This is a genomic window from Streptomyces lydicus (genome assembly GCF_000717345.1).
Taxonomy (GTDB): Bacteria; Actinomycetota; Actinomycetes; order Streptomycetales; family Streptomycetaceae; genus Streptomyces; species Streptomyces lydicus.
Genome location: NZ_JNZA01000094.1, coordinates 1 through 1,055, shown reverse-complemented (window position 1 = coordinate 1,055; position 1,055 = coordinate 1). Strand labels below are relative to the sequence as shown.

General features: G+C 76.3%; 1 protein-coding gene. It reads left to right on the top strand.

Annotated elements, in window-relative coordinates; all coding sequences use genetic code 11:
- Positions 1 to 82: 82 nt before the first annotated feature.
- Complete coding sequence (locus tag OO62_RS36130) at positions 83 to 751, top strand: hypothetical protein (protein ID WP_033271967.1); 669 nt, start codon at positions 83 to 85, stop codon at positions 749 to 751.
- The last annotated feature ends 304 nt before the right edge of the window (positions 752 to 1,055 follow it).

Sequence of the window (1,055 nt, the reverse complement as noted above, 5' to 3'; positions counted from 1 at the left end):
ACCCCGATCCCGGCCCCCGCCCCGACCCCGATCCCCACCCCGACCCCCGCTACGACTCCGACTTCGACGAGGCGCCGCTTCCGTGATCGCTCTTCTCCGCTACCAGGCGGCGCTGCTCCTCGGCTCGCATCGCTGGCTGCCGCCGGTCATCCTCTACGCGGCGTTCCTCGCCGTCGGTGTCCAGAGCGGCGCCCCGATCCTCGACGCGTTCGGCTGGGCCGCGGCCGGCTTGCTCCCGGTCGCCGTATGGCTCACCCGGGTCTGCGTCACCAACGAGCCACCGGCCGCCCGCAGTTGTACCGCTGCCGCCGCCGGGCCGGGCCGGGGGCACCTCGCGTGCGTGCTGACCGCGGTCGGTGCCGGGGCGCTGCTCGCGCTCCTGGGGGCGGTGGTGGTGCTCCTGCTCTCCGACCCGCACTCCGGTGACCACCGCGTGGCCGTCCCGGTCCTGCCCGCGACCACCGCGGGGCTGCTCGCCGCGCTGGCCTGCCTGCTGCTGGGCACCGCGATCGGCACGTTGTGCAACTGGCCGGTCCTGCGCAACCCGGGCTGGGGCATCCCCACGGGACTGACCGCCGCGCTGCTGCTGCTCGTCCTCGGCGCGTCGCCCGCCAACGCCGCCGTCACGGGCCTGGTCACCGGCTCCGCCCACGGCACCGTCAACACGCCCTGGCTCCCGCTCGCCGCGACCGTCGCGATCGCCGCCGCCACGACGGCCGCCGCGTGCGCCCTCACCTCCCGCCGCACCTGAACGCCTGGCCCCCGCCCCCGCACTTGCCCGCCCCCGCGCGGCAGGTGCACGGCCTCCGCCGCCGTCTTCCGCCGCGCCCTTCTCCGGGCAACCGTGCTTCCCCGCCCCAATCCTGACTCGTCCGGGCGTCCTTCGCCCCTCTCCCGCCCTCCCCGCTGCCCGCTGCCCGCCCTGAGGCCCCTGCCCGCCCGCGGATTTCCAGGCCCTTTCACCGCTCACCCGGCGCTTCGCTCACCCGGCGCTTCTCCATCCGCCTTTCCCGGCTCACGGGCGCTTCCCCCGCCCCCTCCCCCCTGTCTCTTAT